The sequence below is a fragment of the Bacillus sp. JCM 19034 genome, from assembly GCF_001310635.1.
Taxonomy (GTDB): domain Bacteria; phylum Bacillota; class Bacilli; order Bacillales; family Bacillaceae_D; genus Halalkalibacter.
Window position 1 is genome coordinate 183,318 of sequence record NZ_BAXR01000002.1, and the last position, 20,239, is coordinate 203,556.

Genomic DNA, 20,239 nt, shown 5'->3' on the forward strand with positions numbered 1-20,239 from the left:
ATTATCTAAAAGGAAGAGCACAAGAGCCCTGTTCATAACAATGCTATGTAACGGGCTAGCTGCATGCTTTTCATAACTAGCTCTACGTCTTTCTTATGGAAGGTGGTAACAAAAAAATGATTCCGTACTTAGATCAAATAGGGAGTCTTGTAAAAGTTAGACTTGGTGAAGCATATCTAGTTGAACCTGGACATGTTTTGATCTTCTGTCGATTTAAGGATAAATGGTTGCTCACCAACCATCGTTTAAGAGGATTGGAGTTTCCGGGGGGGAAAAAGGAGCAAGGGGAAACGCTTTTAGCTGCAGCTGCTCGTGAAGTATGGGAAGAAACAGGTGCAACGTGCTCTAGCCTTACGTATTGTGGATATTACATTGTAAGTGAAGAAAGCAATCAGTTTCTAAAGGCGATTTATTTTGCTGAAATTGAAGAGATTCAGATGAAAGCACATTTGGAGGAAACAACAGGTCCAGTTTTGCTATCAAATTTACCTGAGAATATTCAAGAAGATGAGCGATACAGCTTTATTATGAAGGATGACGTTTTACCAGCAACAATCAATTGGTTAAAAGAGAAAGGTTATATATAGATGATTGTAAGTCAAGTCTATTTGCATTCGCTAAACCCTGCCATTCATTTATCAGAAATTACATACTTAAGCCAACAGTTACATGTGAAAGCATATATGGCTATCCCTAAAAAAGCTCATAAATTACCTGGATTACTATATTTACGAGGTGGGATAAAAAAAGTAGGCATGGTTAGAATTGAACGGGTAATACAATGGGCATCAGAGGGAATGATTGTACTTGCCCCTTTTTACCGTGGAAATGAAGGCGGTGAAGGTCGAGAGGATTTCTGTGGAGAGGATCGCTTCGATGCTATAACAGCGTTTGATGTGCTTGCATCACTCGATCTTGTTGATGAAAATTCCATTCATATTGTTGGATTTTCACGTGGTGGAACAATGGCATTGTTAACAGCCCTTGAACGCCATCATGCAAAAACTGTTACTTGTTGGAACGGTGTTTCAGACATGAAGCTCACATATGAAGAACGAATTGATCTAAGAAGAATGATGAAGCGTGTGATCGGTGGCACACCAAATAAGTACCCTGAACGATACGAATGGAGAACACCACTGCATGAAATAAATCGGTTACAATCGAAACTATTAATTATCCACGGTTTCTTGGATAAGCATGTATCGGTTGAACATTCTTTTCGCTTAAAAAAACAATGTGATATATGGAATAAACATGCTGAATTTTGGCTTTATCCGACTTTTGAACATCAATTTCCGGATGTTGCTCAAAAAAGAGTTCTTACAAATGCAGCAACCTGGATGAAACAGACTTAAAACAAACTCTTATAAACTTTAAATGTTATTTAGCGATTTTTTTGAATAAGGTTGACATTATATGATAATATGCGATATGATATGCGTCGAACGGATACTCTTATCCCGAGTTGGCGGAGGGACAGGCCCAAAGAAGCCCAGCAACCATCACTTAATAGCCAAGAGTGAAAAGGTGCTAACCTGCAAGGCGTATGCTTGAACGATAAGAGGCAAAAAGGTAAACAATCAAACCCTTTTTCCTCTTTGAGGATGAAAGGGTTTTTTATTTAGATCTTAGGATTAAAATAAAGCCTTTGTGAGGGAATGCTAGCAAGTTCGCCATCAAGTAATATGATGGAATTCTTATCGTTTCGTGTAAAACCCTTAAGAAGGAAATTCCCAAATTTTTAATCGGAATGAGTGCCGTCGCAAAAAAAGCACATGCTATATGAAGAAGCTGTGCGAAGGAGGAAGAAAAAAGATGACAGAATTTAGTAGCCGTCGATTATTTACATCAGAATCAGTAACGGAAGGACACCCGGATAAGATTTGTGATCAAATTTCTGATGCAATTCTAGATGAGATTTTGAAAAGTGATCCAAATGCAAGAGTAGCTTGTGAAACGTCTGTAACGACTGGACTAGTTTAGTAGCAGGTGAAATTACAACGAGTACATATGTTGATATTCCAAAGGTTGTTCGCGACACGATTAAAGAAATCGGTTATACACGAGCAAAGTACGGATTTGATGCAGAAACGTGTGCTGTATTAACTTCAATCGATGAGCAATCTGCTGATATTGCTCAAGGAGTTGACGAAGCGTTAGAGGCTCGTGAAGGACAGATGACAGATGAAGAAATTGAGGCCATTGGTGCTGGTGACCAAGGTTTAATGTTCGGTTATGCAAACAATGAAACGAAGGAATTAATGCCTTTACCGATTTCATTAAGTCATAAGCTTGCACGTCGCTTAACAGAAGTTCGTAAAGAGGAGATTCTCCCTTATTTACGTCCAGACGGTAAAACTCAAGTAACGGTAGAATATGATGAAAATGATCATCCAGTACGAGTTGATACGATTGTTATTTCAACCCAACATCATCCTGAAGTAACATTAGAGCAAATTCAACGTAATCTGAAAGAGTACGTCATTAATCATGTTGTTCCCGCCGATTTGATTGATGAAAATACGAAATATTTTATTAATCCTACCGGCCGATTTGTCATTGGGGGACCTCAAGGTGATGCTGGGTTAACAGGTCGTAAAATCATAGTTGATACGTACGGTGGATATGCACGACATGGTGGTGGAGCTTTCTCTGGAAAAGATGCAACGAAGGTTGATCGTTCAGGTGCATATGCTGCACGTTACGTCGCGAAGAATATCGTTGCAGCTGGACTTGCTGATAAGTGTGAAGTTCAATTAGCCTACGCAATTGGTGTGGCACAACCTGTATCTATTTCGATTAATACATTTGGTACAGGGAAAGTGAGTGAAGAAACACTTGTATCACTCGTACGAGATCATTTTGATTTACGTCCTGCTGGTATTATAAAAATGCTTAATCTACGCCGTCCAATTTATAGACAAACAGCAGCGTACGGGCATTTTGGACGAACTGATGTTGAATTACCATGGGAGCTAACTGATAAGGCTGAGTTGTTAAAAGAAAATGCAGGTATATAAACTAAAAGCTAACGTTCTTGATGAATGTTAGCTTTTTAATTTGAACGATAGGTTCGTTGCTAACGAATGTCAATAACGTGATAAGGGTACACTAGCATTTAGGAGGTGAGTAAAATGGCTGAAGATGTACTTTGCGAAGTGGATAATTGTGTTTATTGGGCTGAAGGAAATAAATGTGAGGCTGAACGCATTTACGTTGTAAGTCACCGTGAGCATGCCGAGCGTACGGAAGAGACAGACTGTAAAACGTTCAAACCACATTAATTAATAGGAATTGATTAGATAAACCCATTTAGACGAAAGCTTCTGTGGGTTTATCTAATCATACAGATATATGGTTATTATTGATAATAATAATCAACTTTATGCAGAAATGTTTAATTAAGCGAGATGTTTTCTCTTTTTTTCAGTATAGGCTACTAATTCATATTGCTCTAATAAATGGTCAAAAATGGCTTCCCATGATTGAGTAAGGGCATACGAACGGGCACGCTGCTCGAATTGCTGGCGTTTATTTGGATTCTGTAATAATTCGGAAATAGCGTTTATAAAGCTACTCGTATTTTTTGCTTCACAAACAATACCAGTTTTATCATGTTCGACAATCTCACAGACGCCACCTTTGTTCGAGACGATTGCAGGTGTACCTGATGCTAGAGACTCTAACACAACGTTACCAAACGTTTCTGTCGTGGAAGGGAAAACAAATAAATCTGCACTAGCATAAACAGAAGCAAGCTCTTCTCCTTGTAAATAGCCAGTAAAAGTAATTGGTTCACTATGGAATTCTTCTTTCATTTCATTTAGTAACGGACCGTCTCCTACAATTACCCATTCAACATGTCGTTTCAATTCAGATGGCAACTGTTTAATAACTTTTCGTAATGTTGTTATATCTTTTTCGGGTGCAATTCTTCCGACATAAAGTAATTTGAACTTATCATTAGACGGTGCTGCTTTTTTGTTTGGATTGTATAAAGAACAATCTACTCCTCTTTTCCATAAATCTACTGAGGTGAATCCTTTGTTTAACAAATGCTCTTTCGTTTCAAGCGAAGGAACAAAGGTTTTCTCGAAGCTAGAATAAAACCACTTAACGTATTTCCAAAGCATATCAGACATAAATAAAAGCTTATAGTAGCGTAAATAATGGTCAAAATGTGTGTGATATGACCCAACCATTGGAATGTTATATTTTTTACCGTAATAAAGACCAGTTAAGCCAATATTAAACGGTGTCGTGATATGAATGAGATCGGGTTTAAATGCTTCAAGCCTTTGTTTAAGCTTGATAATATTTGGGACAGCCATTCTACACTCAGGATAGAGAAAAAAAGGAAAACTAGTAAAGGCATGAATATTACTGGCAAATGGGTTTTCCTTTTCAATCGAATCAGGAACGAATAGTTGATAAGGAATGCTTCTTCGATCAAGGTGAGAGACAAAACGACGTAATGTTCGAGCAACTCCATTTACTTGAGGGACATACGTATCTGTAAATAATGATAATCGCATCAAATTCCTCCTTAATTACTTTACATAAATGGTAATTGAATGAATAAAACATAACTTAAAATTGCAGATATTCCTCCTAGTGTGGCACCAGCTAATACATCAGATGGGTAATGAAGGCCAAGCACAATTCTTGATAAACCAACGATGACAGCCACAATTAATAGTGGAAGAATCAGGAATGGATAGGTAATCATTAATGGTACTAGGATGGAAAAGATAGCTGTTGTATGTCCTGAAGGAAAAGAATGATCCTTAAAAGGGTTATCAACGACCGTCACATTTTGAAGCACGAGGTATGGTCGGTTTCTTGGTATGATTTTCTTAATAACTGTTACAATTAAATGGCTTATCGTTAATGAAAATAAAGCAATCCACCCTGCACGTTGAAGAGACCCTGATGCAAAGATACTTAAACTTAATGTAAACACAATTGTAAAGGTCGCTCCTCCGAAATGAGTGAAATATTTCATAATCGACGCTAAATGATTTTGTTGATTAAAAAAGTGGAAAAAGGAACAATCTGTTTCATATAGTCTTTGGCGATACAAAATGACTCCTCCCTTGGAAATCTAGATTTTCTTTATGTCACTTATTCTAAGTTTATAGGTTGATTATTGAGAGAAGGTCAATACTTTGTAAAAGTTATTTATAGATTTGTTCATTAGAAGTAAAGTTTACTTAAAAAGTGAGTGAATTAGGAGTATTTGAGAAGGAGTCGTTATTTTTGACACCTTCTCGTCATATAGAAGTTAGTTGTTTGAAGATTGCATTTGCTTATACTTTTGTGCTTTTTCCACGTATTCACGCCGAATACGTTGCATGTCTACGATATCTTTATCATTTAAATCACGAATGACCTTTGCGGGTCTGCCAAAAGCAAGTGTATTGGGAGGGATGACTTTTCCTTGGGGAACCAGACTTCCTGCTCCGATAAAGGCACCCTCACCTATTTCAGCACCGTCTAATATGATCGACCCCATACCAACTAATGCATATTTTCGAATGACACAGCTATGTAGCATGCATTGATGGCCAATTGTTACATCATCCTCAATTAGTAAAGGGAAAGTTGGACTTTGATGAAGCATCGATTGGTCTTGAATATTCACACGCTTGCCAATGATTGTAGGGCAACGTCTCCCCTTATGACTGTATGAAACCAAATACTTGTTTCAGCACCGATTTTCACGTCCCCTGTGACAACTGCTCCTTCAGCTAAATATACGCTTTCGTCAATTTCCGGAACGATTCCGTTAAATTCATATATCAATCGTATCAACTCCTTTTCGTTTATAGAAAAAATCGCTATACTTATTGTAACGCAAAGTCATGTTATCTGTTTAACTTTCTAAAGACAGACAAAGGAGGCAACATCATGTGGAAGTGGGAAGTGGAGGAGCTAGAGGTACGGTTGTCATTGTACATGGGGCAGGAGAACATCATGCACGTTATGAATGGTTAGCAAATAGATGGAACGAACACGGTTTTGATGTTATTATGGGTGATTTGCCTGGCCAAGGCAGAACTCGTGGAAGGAGAGGACATGTACCATCTTTTGATTATTATTTAGATACAGCTGAGGAATGGATTAATGAAGCACGTACTTCGCAATTGCCTGTTATTCTCGTTGGGCATAGTATGGGTGGGTTAATCGTTATTCGTACGTTAATGGAAAGAAAAATAGGGTTAATTAAAGGTGCGATTCTATCATCACCGTGTTTAGGTTTGACAGAACCACCTCCGAAGGTTAAAGAAATTAGTTCTAAATTATTGCACAGAGTCATGCCAACCTTTAGTGCTGATTCAGGCCTGAAAACGGAACATTTAACGCGAAATGAAGAGATACGTGAGGCATATTCAAAGGATGAACTACGAGTGACTAAAGTGACTGTTCGATGGTATCAAGAATTACAGAAAGCTATTAAAATAGCTCATCGTTACCCGGAGAAGTTCCCAGATATTCCTCTTATGGTTATGCAATCAGGTGCCGATTTTGTTGTCGATAAGGAAGAAGTAAGAGCATGGTTTGATCTCTTACCTGTTCAAGAGAAATATTATAAAGAATGGGAAGGTTTGTATCATGAGTTATTTAATGAACCTGAACGCAATAGTGTATTTCGCCATGCTATCGGTTTTGTAAATCTTTTAATTCCTTAAGGGGGAAATGTTTGAGACAAAACATTCTGTATGCTAATGTTAGAACCATGTTGTTTGATTTAATTAATGTTAGTTAAGAAGGGGAGAAATAGTTTTTGAATGTTCCAACAAAACCAATTCCATTACTATATAAAATTTATCGTCGCGTTTTGCCCACTGTTCATACGTATTATGATCGGTGGAAGGAGCGGGCTAAAGAGATTCCAAATGATGAATTAAAAGCTCAAGCCCTCGATGCATTAAACCGAAAAGGATTTCATTGTGAAGGAGGAGGCGTTTTCGGCCTTCTGGCAGATCAGTTTGAGGAATTCATTCAGTTTATGATTTCTTACCAACTTATGTGTGATTATCTTGATAACTTATGTGATCAAAGTCCTGCACTTGATCCGAATGACTTTAGGCAGTTACACCAAGCACTATTAGATGGTTTAACACCAGGTGCGAAAGAGTGTGATTATTATGCTTATCACCAGGAGAAAGATGATGGTGGGTATTTAAAAGAATTAGTGGGAACATGCCAACGGTTGTTGGAATCATTTCCTTCATTTGAAATAGCTCAGCCTTATATGCTGACCTTAAGTAGATTATATGGTGACCTGCAAGTACATAAGCATGTAGTGAAAGAGGAACGTGTGCCAAGGCTTGAGGCGTGGTTTGCAGAGCATCAACAAACGGTTCCACCGATGACTTGGTTTGAATTTTCAGCCTGTACTGGTTCAACGCTTGGCATTTATACTCTTGCTGCATATGCAACGAGAGACGGGTTAACCGATCAATTTGCGAAGGAATTAAAAAATGGTTACTTTCCATGGGTTCAAGGTGTGCATTTATTATTGGACTATTATATTGATCAAGAAGAAGACATTGCTGATGATGAGCTAAATTTTTTATTTTATTATGAAAATGAACAAAAAATGATTGAGAGGTTTCAGTATTTTGTTGAGCAAGCAGAAAAAACAGTGAAATTGTTACCAGATGGTGCATTTCATCGCATGATTTTGAAAGGAGTTATTGCGATCTATCTTGCTGATGAAAAAGTGCAAACTAATAAAAAATTAAAAGGTTCAATCGAAACAAATGATTAAAATGGGTGGGTGGCCTTCTTTTATCTTCTATATAAACAATTGGATGATGAGGAGATAATCAAACGAAAAAGGATGTTCTAGAAATTATCAGGAACATCTTCATACGTTTTATAGCTTATACCCACTGCTGACTAAGTCTAATTTACCTGTTTCAGGATGGATGACAAGCCCGTGAACTGGCACATCGTCTGGCATTAATGGGTGTTTACGAACCATTTGTACACTATGCTCAACACTTTCCTCAACACTTTGGAAACCGGTAAGAAACTTCTCTATGTCTACACCAATAAATTCTAAATCCTTAATGCTCTCCATATTGACACCACGTGATTGTGCTGCTTCTAATATATTTGATGATTCTAATCCGGACATCCCACAATGATGGTGTCCGACAATCATCACTTCGTCTGCTTTAAGAGCATAGAGGGCAACTAAAATACTACGCATTACACTTCCAAATGGGTGAGAAATCACCGCTCCTGCATTTTTAATTACTTTGGCATCCCCTTGCTTAATATTCATAGCAGCAGGTAATAAATCATGTAACCTTGTATCCATACATGTAAGGATGACTACTTTTTTATCAGGGAATTTCGTTGTTTCATATTGTTTGTATTGTTCTGAAGCTACAAATTGTTCATTATGTTCTAAAATGGTTTTTAATAATGTCAAACTACTCACTCCTTTTTTAGAAACAGAAAAATCTGCTTCTCCTATTATTTTTGATAAGATAGTACTTTGTCAAGGTTATCTTTTTTCAATGCCGATAATGTACGGTGGGTCATTTACCTGGTTAATGAATTGGTATTTGAGAACATGTGCTTTTCTTTGTTCTATTTGTGTGACGTATGATTCTATTATTTTCTTTTCCTCTTTACCTTCACAATGGCCATGGTAAATCACTAAAACAATTGTTCCACCTTTTGGCATATATTCTAGTAACGCTTCGATTGCTAAAATCGTCGTTTCGCCACGAGTTACGATGCTTTTGTCTCCTCCTGGCAAATAACCTAAATTAAAGATGGCGGCTTTTACTTTTTGCAATGATTCTGCTCGCAGTTTAGTAGCGATCTGTTCGTGGCCACAATGGAAGAGAGAGACATGATTAAGTTGTTCTTTTTCTAAACGTTGTTGCGTTTGTAATATAGCGTCTTCTTGAATGTCAAATCCGTATATATGTCCAGTGTTCCCTACGAGCTTGGCTAAAAAGACGGTATCATGACCATTACCAATTGTACAATCGACCGCGAAATCACCATTTTGTAATGCATTTTCTAATAATGACCGTGCGAAAGGCAGGATTCCAAGCACATTCATGATAGCTCCACTCTTTCTTTTTGATAATATTTACCTTGCCAGCTATTTCTCTTCTTTAATTCTGCTTCAATCGCATTTAATACGTTCCACTTGTTTAAACTCCACATCGGACCGATCATTAAGTCGGCTGGGCCATCACCGGTTAGGCGATGTATGACCATTGAAGGAGGCAACAGTTCTAATTGATTTACAACTAAACGAATGTAGGTTTCAAAATCCATTAAATTAACGAGCCCTTTTTCATATTGCTTAATCATAGGAGTTCGTTTTAATAAATGAAGTAAATGAATTTTAATTCCTTGAACGTCTAATTTAGCTACTTCCTTAGCTGTTTCGAGCATCATCTCCTCTGTTTCAAGTGGAAGACCGTTAATGATATGACTACATACGCGAATCCCATGCTTACGTAGTTTCTCGACTCCCTCTTTATAACATTGGTAATCATGAGCACGATTAATAAGAGAAGCTGTTTTTTCGTGAACTGTTTGTAAGCCTAGCTCCACCCATAAAAACGTTCGTTCATTTAATTCTGCTAAATAGTCAACAACGTCATCAGGAAGACAATCAGGTCTTGTGGCAATGGATAGCCCGACGACACCTTCCTGTCCGAGAATCGTTTCATAATAAGCTTTGAGTGTCTCAACGGGTGCATAAGTATTTGTATAGGCTTGAAAGTAGCCAAGATATTTGCCTGACTTCCACTTTTTATGCATCTTTTCTTTTATCGTATGAAATTGTGTGACTAAATCATCACGCCGGTCCCCGGCAAAATCCCCAGAGCCGCGTTCACTGCAGAACGTACAGCCACCAAAAGCAACTTGTCCATCTCGATTTGGACAATCAAATCCAGCATCTAAAGGTATTTTAAAAACCTTCTCACCAAACTGTTGCCGTAAGTAGGCATTCCATGAATAAAACCGTTTATTTCCAAAATGATCGAAGTTCATTCTTATCTCCTTCTAACCAATATAAAATTACTGTTAGTAGTTTATCACGAGCATCACTGTTTCAAAAGCTTAATGATAAAATAGTAAGGTGGAATAGGAAATCAATTCAAACAATTAGTAAGCATATGCTAGCTTGACAGCACGTCTCGTAATTCATACAATACTAATAAGTTCATATTGGTTAGAATGAAGAAAAGGAGTAGTAGCGTGAGTTGGGAATGAAGAGAGCTGACGGGAGGTGCGAGTCAGTCGAACAATGAACGTGAACTTACCTTGGAGTTTTTTTGACATTGGCTAACATTTCCGATTCAAACGGGTTACGTCCGTTATACGTTTTGAGCGAATGAATGTATATATTCATTAATGTGGGTGGTACCGCGGGATTATAACTCTCGTCCCTAACGTTTGTTAGGGGTGGGGGTTTTTTTAAAGAAAACGATGGACAAAAAGAAGCATATTTACATATAGGAGGAACGAAGATGGCGTTTTCGCATAAGGAAATTGAAAAAAAGTGGCAAAAGTATTGGGAAGGGCATAAAACGTTTCGAACAAATGATGAAGAAGGGGACAAACCGAAGTTTTACGCTCTAGATATGTTTCCATATCCATCAGGAGCTGGTCTACACGTTGGTCACCCTGAAGGCTATACGGCAACTGATATATTATCGCGTATGAAACGAATGCAAGGCTATCAAGTTCTTCATCCAATGGGATGGGATGCTTTCGGCTTGCCTGCAGAGCAATATGCCTCGATACAGGGAACGATCCTGCTGAATTTACGCAACAGAACATTGATAATTTCCGAAGACAAATTAAGTCATTAGGATTTTCATATGATTGGGATCGAGAGGTAAACACGACGGATCCCAATTATTATAAGTGGACACAGTGGATATTTACAAAGCTCTATGAGAAGGGCTTAGCTTATATTGATGAGGTAGCGGTTAACTGGTGTCCAGCTCTTGGAACAGTGCTAGCAAATGAAGAGGTTATCGATGGTAAAAGTGAACGTGGTGATCATCCTGTTGAACGGCGTCCAATGAAGCAATGGATGTTAAAAATCACCGCTTATGCTGACCGTTTACTAGAAGATTTGGAAGAATTAGATTGGCCAGAAAGTATTAAAGATATGCAGCGTAATTGGATTGGGCGTTCTGAGGGAGCAGAGGTTACGTTTACAGTTGATGGACATGATGATGAAGAAATAAACGTATTTACGACTCGTCCAGATACGTTATTCGGAGCAACTTATATGGTGCTTGCTCCGGAACATAAGCTTGTATCTTTTATTACAACAGAAGATCAAAAGGACGCTGTTGAGAAATATAAGCAAAAAGTAGCAACGAAAAGTGACTTAGAAAGAACAGAGCTAACGAAAGAAAAAACAGGCGTATTTACTGGTGCATTTGCTGTTAATCCAGTTAACGGAGAGAAAATGCCGATTTGGATCGCTGATTACGTTTTAGCTAGCTACGGAACAGGAGCCATTATGGCTGTCCCAGCTCATGATGAACGTGACTATGAATTTGCTAAAACGTTCAATTTGCCGATCCGAGAAGTCGTTGCTGGTGGGAATATTGAAGAGGAAGCTTATACTGGTGATGGGGAGCATGTGAATTCTGAATTCCTTAATGGACTTGGTAAAGAGGAAGCGATTAAGCAAATGATTGCATGGCTAGAAACGAACAATTATGGGAAGAAGCAAGTAACATATCGTTTGCGTGATTGGTTGTTTAGTCGTCAACGCTATTGGGGTGAACCGATTCCTGTCATTCATTGGGAAGATGGGACAATGACGACGTTACCTGAAGAGGAACTTCCACTTGAATTACCGAAAATGAAAGAGATTCGTCCTTCTGGAACAGGTGAATCCCCTCTTGCTAATGAGACTAGTTGGCTTGAAGTAACGGATCCGAAAACAGGTAAAAAAGGTCGTCGTGAAACGAATACGATGCCACAATGGCAGGTAGCTGCTGGTATTATTTACGTTATATTGATCCGAACAATGATAGAGCACTTGCTGATAAAGAAAAGCTAGAAAAATGGCTTCCAGTTGATATTTATATCGGAGGAGCAGAGCATGCAGTGCTTCACTTGTTATATGCTCGTTTTTGGCATAAGTTTTTATATGACATTGGTGTTGTTCCAACAAAAGAGCCATTCCAAAAGTTATTAACCAAGGCATGATTCTTGGCGAGAACAACGAGAAAATGAGTAAGTCAAAAGGCAACGTCGTCAATCCAGATGACGTAGTTGAAAGTCATGGTGCTGATACACTTCGTTTATATGAAATGTTTATGGGACCATTAGATGGTTCGATTGCATGGTCAACGAATGGCTTAGATGGGGCTCGCCGTTTCTTAGAGCGAATTTGGCGTCTATATGTAAATGAAGAAACAGGTAAACTAAATGAAAAAATTCAAGCGACAAAGGGAGACGAGAGCTTTCTTCGTGCTTATCACCAGACCGTTAAGAAAGTAACGGAAGATATGAGCGAAATGCGGTTTAATGTTGCTATCTCTCAAATGATGGTGTTTATTAATGAAGGCTATAAGCAAGATGTGCTCCCACGCGATTTAATGGAAGGGTTTGTGAAGATGCTTTCCCCGATTACGCCACATTTAGCTGAAGAGCTTTGGAATAAGCTAGGGTATGAAGAGACTATTTCTTATGAGCAATGGCCAACATACGAAGAAGCGTATTTAGTGGAAAATGAAATTGAGGTCGTTGCCCAAATTAATGGTAAAGTGCGAGCTAAGCTTATCATTCCAGCAGATGCATCACGTGAACAAATGCAAGAGCTAGCATTAGCTGATGACAAAATAAAAGCAGCAATTAACGATAAAACAGTTCGGAAAGTGATTGCTGTACCAGGAAAGCTTGTCAATATTGTTGTAGGATAGTAGAAAAAGACCATTCAACTAATGATTCATATGTTGAATGGTCTTTATTCGTTAATACTCATTTTAAAACTTGTTCTGCAGCGGCTTTTCCTGCTGTATAGCCTGTTGAAAAGGCTACTGTAATATTATATCCACCTGTGTAGCCGTGGATGTCTAACACTTCACCACAGAAATACAATCCTTGCATTTTCTTAGAGTGCAACGTTTTCGGCTCAATTTCTTTGATTGAAACGCCTCCGCCTGTGACAAATGCCTTTTCAATTGAGAGTGTTCCATTCACATCAATGGAAAAGTGTTTACATATTGCTGCAAAGGTTCTAAATAAGTCATAAGAAATGGCTTGACTGTCAGCTTGAATGTCTATACCAGCACGCTCAAGTAAAAAGTGAAGTATGCGTTCACTAAGTATCCCTTTTAATACATTTTTGACTGCTTTTTTTGGGTTGTTTTTCACTTTTTTTACAATTGTTTGAAATAGAGTTTCAGCTGAAATGGTTGGGAGGAGATCTATTTCCATTTTAACTGTATCCGATTTTCCTTTTTTTATTTCTTTGACAACAAATTGACTACATCGTAAAGCTGCTGGACCTGATAAACCAAAATGAGTAAAAATCATATCTCCATCATGTGTAATGATTTTCTTTCCTTTATGATTAAACACGGAAAGGTGAATATCGCGTAAAGATAATCCCTGCAGCGTCTTATCCCGAATGAATGGTTCATTAGATGTGATTGGAACCTCTGTTGGATAGAGATCAGTGATTGTATGCCCAGCTTTTGTTGCCCAAGGATAACCATCGCCGGTTGAGCCAGTGTGAGGAACTGATTTTCCTCCTGTTGCGATAATTACTGCTGATGTTGGCAGTTGTTCCCCGTTTTTTAAGAGAACATAATCAACCTTTCCGGTGGCGTACTCAATTGTTTCGACATCAGTATTTGTACGGATTGTTACACCGAGTCGCTGTACTTCATTCAGTAACGTCGCAACAACTGTTGTTGCCTTGTCATTTATTGGGAACATCCGTCCTCGATCCTCTTCTTTTAAAGAAATACCGAGATTTTCAAAAAACGTAATAATATTTTCGTTGTTGAAAACAGAAAATGGACTGTACATGAAACGACCATTTCCAGGGATATGGGCAATTAGTTGCTCAGTCTCCATTCGATTTGTAACGTTACAACGCCCACCACCTGATATAGCCAATTTCCGGCCAAGTTTATTTCCTTTATCGAGTAATAAAACCTTTACCCCTTGCTGTGCAGCTGCAATAGAAGCCATTAAACCTGACGGGCCACCACCTATCACGATGACGTCATATTTCATTTGTGCCACCTCGTCTCAAATTAAGAATAAAGAAGTATAACAATTTTTGGATTAGAAAGCAAGTCCTGAATTTAGCCTACAAAAAAATGATAGTAAAGGTTATGTTCAACAATCCATTCCATATAAAATAAAAGCAGAATGATTTACAAATTGAAATAAAGAGACATTTCTGTGCATTACAAACATTGTTAGAATTTTGCAATGTTTTAATTAAGCATGAAATTTGACTCTATGGTAAAATGCTTAAAGGGTCTAGTAAAGACCGTATTAATATGAAAACAATAGTGAAAAGCATGTTTGCTTATAGGAAAGCTTTGTTGCTTGAAAGAAGGTATGTCGATGTCTGATCAGAAATTATTGCGTGGCACGATGTTATTAACAGCTGCGACGATGATCTCCAAAATACTAGGTTTGATTTATATTTTTCCTTTTACTGCTATCGTTGGTTCAACAGGGATTGCATTATATAATTATGGTTACCTTCCGTATATGGTACTGCTTAGCTTAGCGACATTAGGAGTACCTTTAGCGATTTCAAAATTTGTTTCGAAATATCATACATTAGGAGATTTTCGGACAGGTCATCGCTTGTTTAAGTCTGGGATGATCGTATTAACAATTACTGGCTTTATTGCTTTTCTTATATTATTTACTTTGGCTCCATCATTAGCCCCACTTATCGTCGATTCATCCGAGCTTAACGGTAATACGCATGAGGATATTATTTTTACGATACGAATGGTTAGTGTCGCTCTAGTGATTGTGCCGATTATGGCTGTGATCCGTGGTTATTTTCAAGGCTTTCAATCAATGGGACCGACAGCTGTGTCACAAGTCATTGAACAAATTGTTCGTATTTTCTTTATCCTTGTCGTGACATTTTTTATTATACAAGTAATGAATGGGGAATTAGGTACGGCGGTTGGATTTGCGACATTTGGTGCCTTTATGGGTGCCGTTGGTGGTTTAATAGTCTTAATTATTTATTGGATTAAGCGGAGACGATATATCCATGATCAAATTAATAATAGCACGGTTGATCATAAGCTTTCCTATAAAGAAATGTATAAAGAATTAATTGCGTATGCCCTACCTCTTTCGTTTGTAGGTTTAGCGTTGCCTCTTTATCAGTTGATTGACCTGTTTACATTTAATAACACATTAATCGCTAGTGGTATGGATCAAGTTGAGGCTGAAACGTACTTTGGTATTTTCTCAGGCACCGCACATAAAATCATTTTAATTCCGATGGCATTGGCAACCGCTTTGTCTGTCACATTAATTCCAACGATAACAAAATCGTATACAAACGGTGATAAACAAACGTTGCAAATGCAAATCACGCAAACATTTCAAATAATTTTATTTTTAACAATACCGGCAGCAGTTGGATTATCGGTTCTTTCATATTCCGTTTTTGGGGCGTTATATGGCTTAGAGGATATTGAAATTGGTGGCTATATTTTGCGGTATTATGCTCCTATTACGTTATTCTTCTCGTTATTTGCTGTGGCGGCTGCGATCTTGCAAGGCTTAAATAAACAAAAAGTGGCGGTCATTGCTTTAGCCGCAGGTTTAGTTATGAAATTGCTAACAACACAACTATTGTTATCCACTTTTGGACCTTTAGGTGGTGTTTTAGCAACATATTTAGGTTATTTCACATCTCTCATTATAACGATTTGGGCAATAGGGAAATATGGAGACTTTCATTATCTATTTATAGTGAAACGTGCATTGCTTATCTTTATTTTTGCTCTATTGATGGCTATAGGGGTTTCGATTATTAATGTAGGGATGAGAGTTATGTTTGAAGAAGCCTCTCGTTTTATGGAGTGGATCATTTTGTTATTAGGTACAGGAGCCGGAGGGGTCATTTTCCTCTATTTTGCATATCGTTCGCATTTAGCTGGGCAAGTATTAGGTAATCGTTTTCGATTTTTAAAAAGAGAAAAAGAAATAAATGCAGAAGAATAGCTATTTCGACATTCGTTGCTATTTATATCCTCTTTTGCTCTTTTTTTGCCTTTGCTATAATGAGGTAATAACTTAATTAAGAGTAAAGACGAAGGAAGATTGAATTAGGGATAAAGTTGGAGGATGCGATGAATTATTCATTTCGAAAAGATAATGATTGGCTTTTAATAGTGACAATATTCCTTCTAGCTTTATTTGGCCTAGTAATGGTCTTTAGTGCAAGCTACGTATTAGGAATCGCTAGGGAAACACCCGACCCTTATTATTTTTTTAAGCGACAATTTTTATGGTTTGGCATGGCTACGTTTATCTTTTTTGTTGTCATGCATATTCCATATCACTTTTATAAAAAACTATCACCGTTTCTTATTGTGCTATCAATTATGGCACTAGCTCTAGTATTAGTACCAGGTGTAGGTTTATCTGAAAAGGGAGCGACGCGTTGGATTCGGATTCCACCATTTGTCTTACAGCCATCTGAATTTGTGAAAATAGCAGTTATTATTTACTTAGCACAAGTGTATTCTCGAAAACAGGCCTATATCGATCAATTTATTCGCGGGGTTATGCCACCTCTCGTTCTTGTCGGAGTTATTTTTGGACTAATTATGCTCCAACCTGACTTAGGAACAGCAACATCTATTATGCTTGTAGCTGTATTAATTGTTTTCTTTTCTGGAGCAAAATGGTGGCATTTAGTCGGGTTGGGAATTGTAGGAAGTTCACTATTTGCTGTCTTTTCAATGGCGGAGGATTACCGAATAAGACGACTAACATCATTTGTTGATCCTTTTGCGGATCCTCTCGATTCAGGCTGGCAATTGATTCAATCGTATATTGCAATTGCCCACGGAGGAGTGAGCGGAACCGGGCTCGGTCAAAGTATTCAAAAGCTCTTTTATTTATCTGAGGCCCATACTGATTTTATCTTTGCAATTATCTCTGAAGAACTGGGTTTGTTTGGCGTTTTATTTGTAATAGGTGCACACGCCCTTATTTTGTTCCGTGGTGTTATGATTGGAACGAGGTGTAAAAATCCGTTTGGAAGTTTATTGGCTTTTGGGATCGTCTTTCAAATAGCCATTCAAGTGATCTTTAATGTCGGAGCGGTAACAGGGTTATTGCCGATTACGGGAATTCCACTTCCACTCGTTAGTAATGGAGGTTCTTCATTATTAGTAACAATGATTTCATTAGCAATATTGGCCAATATTTCTCGTTATACGATACGACAAAACCGATTAAAAGAAAATAATGATGACGTCCAGCTTTCCGCTTCATAAGCGAAAAGCTGCTCTTTAGATGGAGGGGCCTATGGAAGAACGGAAGAGTGCTTTTCAGCAAATAGATTATACGATCCTATTTTTACTATTTGTTTTAATGTGTATGAGTTTATTAGCGATTTATAGTGGACTTACTGGATCACCTCAATACGCAGAATTTTTAACACCAAGAGGGGGAGTTACGCGGCAATTAATGTATTATGCTGCTGGGGCAATCATTATCATGGTCATTATGTTTTTCGATTATGATTTGTTAAAGTGGGTCTCAATTCCGTTATATCTCGTGAGTTTTATTGGTTTACTATTAGTATCATTTACTCCGTTAGGTGTTTTTCGTAATGGAGCAACTCGTTGGCTTAATTTAGGCTTTGCCGAACCACAGCCTTCGGAATTTATGAAAATCTTTCTTATTATTGCCTTAGCACATTTGTTATATAGAGTGACGCAAAATCGTGTTAAGAAAGATTTAAAAGAAGATTTATTGATTGTCTTAAAAGTATTTGCGATCGGGCTACCACCGTTTTTCCTCATTTTACGTCAGCCTGATTTAGGGACAGCACTAGTTATTGCAAGTGTTATAGCAACAATGCTATTAGTATCTGGAGTGGCATGGAGAATATTACTTACACTTGCTCTTTCAGCAATTGCTGGTTTGTTAGGACTTGTTTATCTTCATAACACAAATTTTGAACTGTTTGAAAAGTTTATCGCTGAACATCAGCTAGAACGTATTTATGGTTGGTTAGACCCTTATGAATATACAGGTTCCTTTGGATATCAACTTATCTTGGCTATTCGCGGTATTGGATCTGGTCAATTGTATGGCTCAGGATTTATGCAAGGGGTGCAAACCCATAGTGGTGTCGTTCCTGAAATTCATACCGATTTTATTTTTACCGTAATCGGTGAAGAGTTCGGCTTCTTCGGTGCTGTTATTTTGATAGTGACGTATTTTCTTTTATTTTATCGAATGATTATCATTGCATTGACGTGTAACAATCTATTTGGAACGTACTTAGTTTCAGGGATTATTGGACTATTAGTATTTCAGGTCTTTCAAAATATTGCTATGACGATAGGGTTAATGCCAATTACGGGTCTAGCTTTGCCGTTTATTAGTTATGGTGGGAGTGCACTCTTAACGAATATGATTGCAGTAGGTATCGTATTAAATGTTAAAATGAGAACTAAGCATTATATGTTTGAGTCCGATGACTAAAGAAGTAGGAAGAAGGAAATGTAAAGTTAAGAGCGTGTAATCGTTTCATGAGAGTTTTCGATATTCGATAGTAAGAAATATATAATAGGAGGGGATTTACATGAAAGTCATCATCGGTTCTGGTAAATTAGCGACATTGCTTATTGATCGTATTGAACGTTCGGAAACAGTTGGAGTATATGGACGAAATGAAGAAACGGTTCAATCGTTGTTAAAGAGATATTCACACTTACAAGCAGTTCCGATCGAGCGGTTGAACGAGGCAGATGATGTATTTTTATGTATCCCTGCTTCGAGTTATCATTCCTTTTTTAAAGAGGCTTCAAGCATTATAAAAAAAGATGCAATCCTTTATCATATGGCAACGGCTTTAATGAAGAATGATGTAAAAGAACTGACTCAAGGACAAACGATTATTCCGTTAAAATTTGCAGGCCATGCTTTGCAGGCAAAACAAGAGCAAGGTGGGATACTTGTTCTTGAAAAGGAATGGGCTGAAAAATATGATCAAATTAATTTCTTATTTCCCCTTTTACAAGTAGTAATCGGGAGGGAAGAGGAAGTTTTAATGGCGAATACATTAGCAACGAAGGCAGCGATTGAAATGGCGATGACAGTTGAACACGAGTTAAAAAAGAAAGCTATTTCCGAAACAATCGCTTCACAAATGCTAAAACAAGTTGTACCTGGAGTATTAAATAGTTATTTATCTGGTAATCTTGGTCACTTTGCCCGAACGTTTGTTAATGAAGTACAAAAAAAGGTGGACGATGATCAATGAGGCTTGATAAGTTACTTTCTCATACTGGTTATGGAACGCGAAAAGAAGTGAAGAAGCTATTAAAGCAAGGTGCAGTTACAGTAAATGGAGTGACAATAAAAGAGGCAAAAACACAGGTTGATGTCAAAAAAGATGTAGTGAACGTACAAAATGAGCGGATTCATTACGAACCATATATTTATTTAATGCTAAATAAGCCCAAAGGAGTTATTTCGGCAACGGAAGATGAGTTTCAGAAAACAGTAATTGACTTATTATCACCTGAGCATCAACGTTTCGAGCCGTTTCCAGTAGGGCGTTTGGATAAAGATACAGAGGGGTTATTATTATTAACAAATGATGGTCAATTTTCGCATTCTCTTATGTCTCCAAGAAAGCATGTAGCGAAAACGTATGAGGCTATAGTTACTGGAAAGGTAACTCAAGAAGATAAGGAATTACTTGAAAATGGTGTCAAGCTTGATGATGGGTATGTGACAAAGCCTGCCGAACTTACGATCATTAATGCATTGGATGTATCGACAATTCGATTAACGATTACGGAAGGGAAGTATCATCAAGTGAAGCGGATGTTTGCGGCTATTGGTAAGAAGGTATTGGAGTTAAAACGAACACATATTGCAAACTTGGCGTTAGATGAAGCTTTAAAATTAGGAGAATATCGCCCACTAACGGATGAAGAATGGACACGTTTGTTTGAATGCTAAG

Annotated in this window: 16 protein-coding genes, 3 pseudogenes, 1 riboswitch and 1 other annotated feature; of the genes and pseudogenes, 12 read left to right on the top strand and 7 right to left on the bottom strand. The window is 37.8% G+C overall.

Annotated features, from left to right (window positions below; translation table 11 throughout):
• Window positions 1–116: 116 nt before the first annotated feature.
• The 4 genes and pseudogenes from ytkD to JCM19034_RS20845 all read left to right on the top strand — a co-directional run bounded on the left by ytkD (window position 117) and on the right by JCM19034_RS20845 (window position 3,287).
• Window positions 117–587 (top strand): RNA deprotection pyrophosphohydrolase, encoded by a 471-nt coding sequence (ytkD, locus tag JCM19034_RS04435; RefSeq protein ID WP_062047644.1) that lies wholly within the window; start codon window positions 117–119, stop codon window positions 585–587.
• Window positions 588–1,358, top strand: coding sequence for a S9 family peptidase (locus JCM19034_RS04440; protein WP_062047646.1), 771 nt, complete (start codon window positions 588–590; stop codon window positions 1,356–1,358). It abuts the gene before it with no gap.
• 97 nt (window positions 1,359–1,455) lie between these two features.
• Window positions 1,456–1,567: riboswitch (SAM riboswitch) on the top strand.
• A 251-nt stretch (window positions 1,568–1,818) separates the two neighbouring features.
• Window positions 1,819–3,023 (top strand): annotated as a pseudogene (metK, locus tag JCM19034_RS04445) (methionine adenosyltransferase).
• 114 nt (window positions 3,024–3,137) lie between these two features.
• The gene (locus JCM19034_RS20845) at window positions 3,138–3,287 is read left to right on the top strand and encodes a DUF1540 domain-containing protein (RefSeq protein WP_082393743.1); all 150 of its coding nucleotides are present in this window, start codon (window positions 3,138–3,140) and stop codon (window positions 3,285–3,287) included.
• A gap of 117 nt (window positions 3,288–3,404) precedes the next feature.
• Here the strand turns inward: JCM19034_RS20845 and JCM19034_RS04450 are convergent, their stop codons facing one another.
• The 3 genes and pseudogenes from JCM19034_RS04450 to JCM19034_RS04460 form a co-directional block, all read right to left on the bottom strand.
• A complete protein-coding gene (locus JCM19034_RS04450) occupies window positions 3,405–4,538 on the bottom strand; it encodes a glycosyltransferase family 1 protein (protein WP_062047648.1) in 1,134 nt (377 codons plus the stop codon).
• A 20-nt stretch (window positions 4,539–4,558) separates the two neighbouring features.
• Complete coding sequence (locus JCM19034_RS04455; protein WP_231686805.1) at window positions 4,559–5,086, bottom strand: phosphatase PAP2 family protein; 528 nt, start codon at window positions 5,084–5,086, stop codon at window positions 4,559–4,561.
• A 201-nt stretch (window positions 5,087–5,287) separates the two neighbouring features.
• Window positions 5,288–5,808 (bottom strand): annotated as a pseudogene (locus JCM19034_RS04460) (gamma carbonic anhydrase family protein).
• A gap of 107 nt (window positions 5,809–5,915) precedes the next feature.
• Between JCM19034_RS04460 and JCM19034_RS04465 the strand changes: the two are divergent.
• The gene (locus JCM19034_RS04465; RefSeq protein WP_156323877.1) at window positions 5,916–6,695 is read left to right on the top strand and encodes an alpha/beta hydrolase; all 780 of its coding nucleotides are present in this window, start codon (window positions 5,916–5,918) and stop codon (window positions 6,693–6,695) included.
• A 95-nt stretch (window positions 6,696–6,790) separates the two neighbouring features.
• Complete coding sequence (locus JCM19034_RS04470; protein WP_370621811.1) at window positions 6,791–7,780, top strand: tetraprenyl-beta-curcumene synthase family protein; 990 nt, start codon at window positions 6,791–6,793, stop codon at window positions 7,778–7,780.
• Between the two features lie 108 nt (window positions 7,781–7,888).
• Here the strand turns inward: JCM19034_RS04470 and JCM19034_RS04475 are convergent, their stop codons facing one another.
• The 3 genes from JCM19034_RS04475 to JCM19034_RS04485 form a co-directional block, all read right to left on the bottom strand.
• Window positions 7,889–8,452, bottom strand: coding sequence for a carbonic anhydrase (locus JCM19034_RS04475; protein WP_062047652.1), 564 nt, complete (start codon window positions 8,450–8,452; stop codon window positions 7,889–7,891).
• Between the two features lie 75 nt (window positions 8,453–8,527).
• Window positions 8,528–9,097, bottom strand: coding sequence for a class I SAM-dependent methyltransferase (locus JCM19034_RS04480; RefSeq protein WP_062047654.1), 570 nt, complete (start codon window positions 9,095–9,097; stop codon window positions 8,528–8,530).
• Window positions 9,094–10,044 (bottom strand): TIGR01212 family radical SAM protein, encoded by a 951-nt coding sequence (locus JCM19034_RS04485; RefSeq protein ID WP_062047656.1) that lies wholly within the window; start codon window positions 10,042–10,044, stop codon window positions 9,094–9,096. Before JCM19034_RS04485 ends, JCM19034_RS04480 begins: the two co-directional genes overlap by 4 nt.
• Window positions 10,045–10,224: 180 nt before the next feature.
• Window positions 10,225–10,447, top strand: a binding site (T-box leader).
• Between the two features lie 76 nt (window positions 10,448–10,523).
• Between JCM19034_RS04485 and leuS the strand changes: the two are divergent.
• Window positions 10,524–12,947 (top strand): annotated as a pseudogene (gene leuS / locus JCM19034_RS04490) (leucine--tRNA ligase).
• Window positions 12,948–13,005: 58 nt separating this feature from the next.
• On the opposite strand, the gene JCM19034_RS04495 reads toward leuS, so the two are convergent.
• The gene (locus JCM19034_RS04495) at window positions 13,006–14,271 is read right to left on the bottom strand and encodes an NAD(P)/FAD-dependent oxidoreductase (protein WP_062047658.1); all 1,266 of its coding nucleotides are present in this window, start codon (window positions 14,269–14,271) and stop codon (window positions 13,006–13,008) included.
• A gap of 339 nt (window positions 14,272–14,610) precedes the next feature.
• Between JCM19034_RS04495 and JCM19034_RS04500 the strand changes: the two genes are divergently transcribed.
• The 5 genes from JCM19034_RS04500 (at window position 14,611) to JCM19034_RS04520 (ending at window position 20,238) form a co-directional block, all read left to right on the top strand.
• Complete coding sequence (locus tag JCM19034_RS04500) at window positions 14,611–16,248, top strand: polysaccharide biosynthesis protein (protein WP_062047660.1); 1,638 nt, start codon at window positions 14,611–14,613, stop codon at window positions 16,246–16,248.
• Window positions 16,249–16,376: 128 nt separating this feature from the next.
• Window positions 16,377–17,531, top strand: coding sequence for a putative lipid II flippase FtsW (ftsW, locus tag JCM19034_RS04505; protein WP_062047662.1), 1,155 nt, complete (start codon window positions 16,377–16,379; stop codon window positions 17,529–17,531).
• Window positions 17,532–17,562: 31 nt separating this feature from the next.
• Entirely contained in the window at window positions 17,563–18,750 is a 1,188-nt protein-coding gene (rodA, locus tag JCM19034_RS04510; RefSeq protein ID WP_062047664.1) for a rod shape-determining protein RodA, read from the top strand.
• A gap of 100 nt (window positions 18,751–18,850) precedes the next feature.
• The gene (locus tag JCM19034_RS04515; protein WP_062047666.1) at window positions 18,851–19,531 is read left to right on the top strand and encodes an NAD(P)-binding domain-containing protein; all 681 of its coding nucleotides are present in this window, start codon (window positions 18,851–18,853) and stop codon (window positions 19,529–19,531) included.
• The gene (locus JCM19034_RS04520; RefSeq protein ID WP_062047668.1) at window positions 19,528–20,238 is read left to right on the top strand and encodes a pseudouridine synthase; all 711 of its coding nucleotides are present in this window, start codon (window positions 19,528–19,530) and stop codon (window positions 20,236–20,238) included. Before JCM19034_RS04515 ends, JCM19034_RS04520 begins: the two co-directional genes overlap by 4 nt.
• The last annotated feature ends 1 nt before the right edge of the window (window position 20,239 follow it).

Excerpts from the sequence above, each read along its gene's own strand:
- ytkD (WP_062047644.1), top strand. The coding sequence starts at position 117 with ATGATTCCGTACTTAGATCAAATAGGGAGTCTTGTAAAAGTTAGACTT.
- JCM19034_RS04440 (WP_062047646.1), top strand. The coding sequence starts at position 588 with ATGATTGTAAGTCAAGTCTATTTGCATTCGCTAAACCCTGCCATTCAT.
- JCM19034_RS20845 (WP_082393743.1), top strand. The coding sequence starts at position 3,138 with ATGGCTGAAGATGTACTTTGCGAAGTGGATAATTGTGTTTATTGGGCT.
- JCM19034_RS04450 (WP_062047648.1), bottom strand. The coding sequence starts at position 4,538 with ATGCGATTATCATTATTTACAGATACGTATGTCCCTCAAGTAAATGGA.
- JCM19034_RS04480 (WP_062047654.1), bottom strand. The coding sequence starts at position 9,097 with ATGAATGTGCTTGGAATCCTGCCTTTCGCACGGTCATTATTAGAAAAT.
- JCM19034_RS04485 (WP_062047656.1), bottom strand. The coding sequence starts at position 10,044 with ATGAACTTCGATCATTTTGGAAATAAACGGTTTTATTCATGGAATGCC.
- JCM19034_RS04495 (WP_062047658.1), bottom strand. The coding sequence starts at position 14,271 with ATGAAATATGACGTCATCGTGATAGGTGGTGGCCCGTCAGGTTTAATG.
- JCM19034_RS04500 (WP_062047660.1), top strand. The coding sequence starts at position 14,611 with ATGTCTGATCAGAAATTATTGCGTGGCACGATGTTATTAACAGCTGCG.
- ftsW (WP_062047662.1), top strand. The coding sequence starts at position 16,377 with ATGAATTATTCATTTCGAAAAGATAATGATTGGCTTTTAATAGTGACA.
- rodA (WP_062047664.1), top strand. The coding sequence starts at position 17,563 with ATGGAAGAACGGAAGAGTGCTTTTCAGCAAATAGATTATACGATCCTA.
- JCM19034_RS04515 (WP_062047666.1), top strand. The coding sequence starts at position 18,851 with ATGAAAGTCATCATCGGTTCTGGTAAATTAGCGACATTGCTTATTGAT.
- JCM19034_RS04520 (WP_062047668.1), top strand. The coding sequence starts at position 19,528 with ATGAGGCTTGATAAGTTACTTTCTCATACTGGTTATGGAACGCGAAAA.